Here is a 3,078-nt window from a genome sequence, read left to right as displayed (position 1 = left end):
TCCTCCTTTATCAGGGCAGCTTAACATCCTTTCAGAATTTTTGGGATAGGTTCACTATATCTCTTCCTTCTTCTTTTCACTCCAGCGCGGATCACGATGCAGCACCGCACGTTTATTGCAGTCTTTGCACCAATACTGCTGCTGACCTTGAGCATTATGCCCGTTTTTCACGCTGTCACAGCATCGGCATCGGCGGGTGATGATTTTTTTGTATCATCTCCATGTACTAACTCATCACTTGCTATTTAGCCATTACCGAAAAATGTTCGATCCGGCCCTGGCCCTGCATGGAGCTTGACGCGGACAACAGTATCTGCCTGCGCTCATTGCCGAGATTGAAGTGCTGATCCCCCCGCAGGCAGCAAGCCCTTGCCATGCTTCCGCCTGTCTGCGGAAGATGCCCGCCTCCTTCCTTCAAAGCCGCCTTTGCGCTGCGCCGCAGCTGGCAGGCGCAGGCTGTCATCAGCAGTGACGGCCTGCGCCTGCTTCATGCAGGGGCCTGCGCCCACTCTATGCAGCCGCATGCGCTCACATAGTGCGGCGGCATGCTGTCACGTTCTATGAGACCATGCGGCTGCGGCAGGAGAAATTCTGTTGACAAAAGGGGCGGCGCGTTTTAGTTTGATCCTGCTGCATCAGCATCCCGCCGCATCTCTCCTTTCCTTCTCACTGGAGCGCCGCCATGACCATCAAATACCATGTTGAACCGAACCTGCTGACCACGCCGCATTCCTGGTGCCTGCAAGCTGTGCCTAACCGAACTGTAGGCTATGACGAGATGGCGGCGGACATCTCCGCAGCGCAGCCTGTGTACAGCGCGGAGATGATCAAGACCCTTGGCCCGCTGATGATGAAGTGGATACAGCAGCAGCTGATCAATGGCGACAGAGTGACCTTGCCGGAGTCGTTCAGCTTCTTTCTCTCCCTCAGCGGCAAGCTGGACAGCCCGGACGACCCTCTGCCTGAGGATGACGACATGCTGCATGTCCATGTCCGCGTCTCCCGGCCTTACACCAGGGAGATACAGCACCGTGGCCGGTTCGAGCGCGTGGCGGCACCAGAGAAAGCACCGGTGGTCAGCTCTGCCGAAGACACGCTGTTCAAGCTCAATGACGTGCTCAGCCCGGCAGGTGCGCTGCTGCTTGACGGCAGCAACCTCGCCTCCTCGCCGCCGAGCGCGGGCAGTGTGGTGATTGCAGGCACGCGCAACGGCAGCGCCGTGCAGACGCGCCTGCTGCGGGTCGAGCCAAGCGAGATCATGCTGCTGCCGGACATCCCTGCGCAGGACAATCCTTGGAACAACGAGTACACCCTCACGGTCAAGGCCCGCTACAGTGCACACGGCACGCAGCGCAGCGGGACCTTCAGCCGCAAGCTGCGCACGCCGCTGCTGATCAGCGGCCTGGTGCACGAAGTGGGGCCGGGCCTGCTCAGCGGCAGCGGAGACACGCCCTTGGCGCGGCTGACCGGCGGTGTCGCCAATGCGTCCGAGCTGCTGCGCGTGCAGGCACTGGTGGACAGCCGCAGCGGCCAGCTCAGCCTGCGTCTGCTGGACATGCGGGAAGGCGGCAGGCAAGGCGCGGCGGTCACGGTGGCAGCCGAGGGGGAATACGAGCTGATGGGCTTCAGCGGCTCGGCAGTGGAGTTCATCTACATCACGGTTGCAGACCTTGCCGGGCTGATCAGCCTGGCGCAGGACAACTACAGCAGCAGGCTGGTGGATATTTTAGACATCAGGACCAGCTGAGGCCGGTAGCCTGCGCTCACTGCCGCTGCCAGCAAGAGGACAGCCTGCGGACTGCGCGGGCCATGTTTGTCCGCAGGGCAGAATCTTGTTTGACAAAGCCGCAGGCAGGCAGTATTTCTTTCTCCATGCAGCCAGCCCATCCAGTGCCACAAATCAAGCGCAGCCGTGAGCGCCTTCACAGGAGCATTATGAACTATTCCAAGAGCATTCTTGCCGCCTTCCTCCTGCTGGCCCTGTCCGCCTGCAAGGAGAGCGGGGAGCACAAAGCCGCAACGTCCGCCGCCAGCAGCGGCAAAACCGTCATCGCCGCATTGGCCGAGGCCAAGCTGACCGAGGAGCCGGTTTTTCATGAGGCCATCGGCACAGTGCGGGCCGAGGCGACCGGAGTGATCTCCGCCCGCACCACCGGCACCGTGACTGAGCTGAAGGTGCGCGAGGGCGACCAAGTCAGGCAGGGCGACCTGCTGCTGATTATTGGCGACAGCCAGCTCAGCGACCGCATACGGCAGGCTGAGGCGGCGGTGCGCGAGGCGGCGGAGGGCTTGAAAGCAGCGGCGGCGGCCAAGGAGGCGGCAGGAGCGCGGGCGGACATGGCCGAGACCAATCTGAGGCGGCAGAAGGATCTGGCCGCCAAGCAGGTCGGGGTGCAGCAGAATCTTGATCAGGCGGCGGCGGCGCAGCGCGAGGCAGGCGCGGCCCGCGCTCAGGCAGGCAAGGCGATTGAGGCGGCATCAGCCCGGCTGGCTCAGGCTGAGGCTGCGGCCCGCATTGTCAAGGCCGACAGCGGCGTGCTGGCCCCGTATGACGGCGTGGTCACGGCCCGGCTGATTCAGGCCGGCTCGCTGGCCAGTCCGGGCACGCCGCTGCTGACCATAGAGAAGGCGGAGGCCTTCCGCGCTGACGTGAGCGTGCCGGACAGCCTGGCAGACAAGGTCAAGGCGGGCGACGCGCTGCGCGTGGCTGTGCCTGATGCCGCGCCGGAGCCGCTGGCAGCCGCAGTGCTGGCGGTGGAGCCGAACGTTGATCCGAAGACCCGCACCTTCATTGTCCAAGTCAAGCTGCCGGATACCCCTGGCCTGCGCTCCGGCCTCTTTGTCCGCGCCTTCATCCCCACCGGCACAGCCAAGACCATCCTTGTCCCGGAGATCTCCTTGGTGCGGTACGGTCAGCTCATCGGCATCTTCGTGCTGGACAAACATGGCCGCGCCCGCTTCCGTCTGGTCCGGCCTGGCGCGACTGCGGGCGGCAGGACAGAGATACGCTCTGGACTGCACGAGGGCGAACGCTTCATCATGCTGCCCAAGCCGGAGCTTGCTGACGGCGATCTGATC

Annotated in this window: 3 protein-coding genes; all 3 read left to right on the top strand. The window is 63.3% G+C overall.

Annotated features, from left to right (window positions below; translation table 11 throughout):
- Positions 1 to 200: hypothetical protein (locus tag ACNKID_RS09345; RefSeq protein WP_417913160.1), on the top strand; the 200-nt coding region annotated here is incomplete at its 5' end.
- A 482-nt stretch (positions 201 to 682) separates the two neighbouring features.
- Positions 683 to 1,747, top strand: a complete 1,065-nt coding sequence (locus tag ACNKID_RS09340; protein WP_417913159.1) for a hypothetical protein — start codon at positions 683 to 685, stop codon at positions 1,745 to 1,747.
- A gap of 188 nt (positions 1,748 to 1,935) precedes the next feature.
- Positions 1,936 to 3,078, top strand: a 1,143-nt coding sequence (locus ACNKID_RS09335) for an efflux RND transporter periplasmic adaptor subunit (RefSeq protein ID WP_417913158.1), incomplete at its 3' end; no start/stop codon positions are given.

It is taken from the genome of Candidatus Electronema sp. TJ (genome assembly GCF_048287355.1).
Classification (GTDB): domain Bacteria; phylum Desulfobacterota; class Desulfobulbia; order Desulfobulbales; family Desulfobulbaceae; genus Electronema.
The sequence above is the reverse complement of the archived record's forward strand: the minus strand, read 5'-3'. Positions and strand labels throughout refer to the sequence as shown.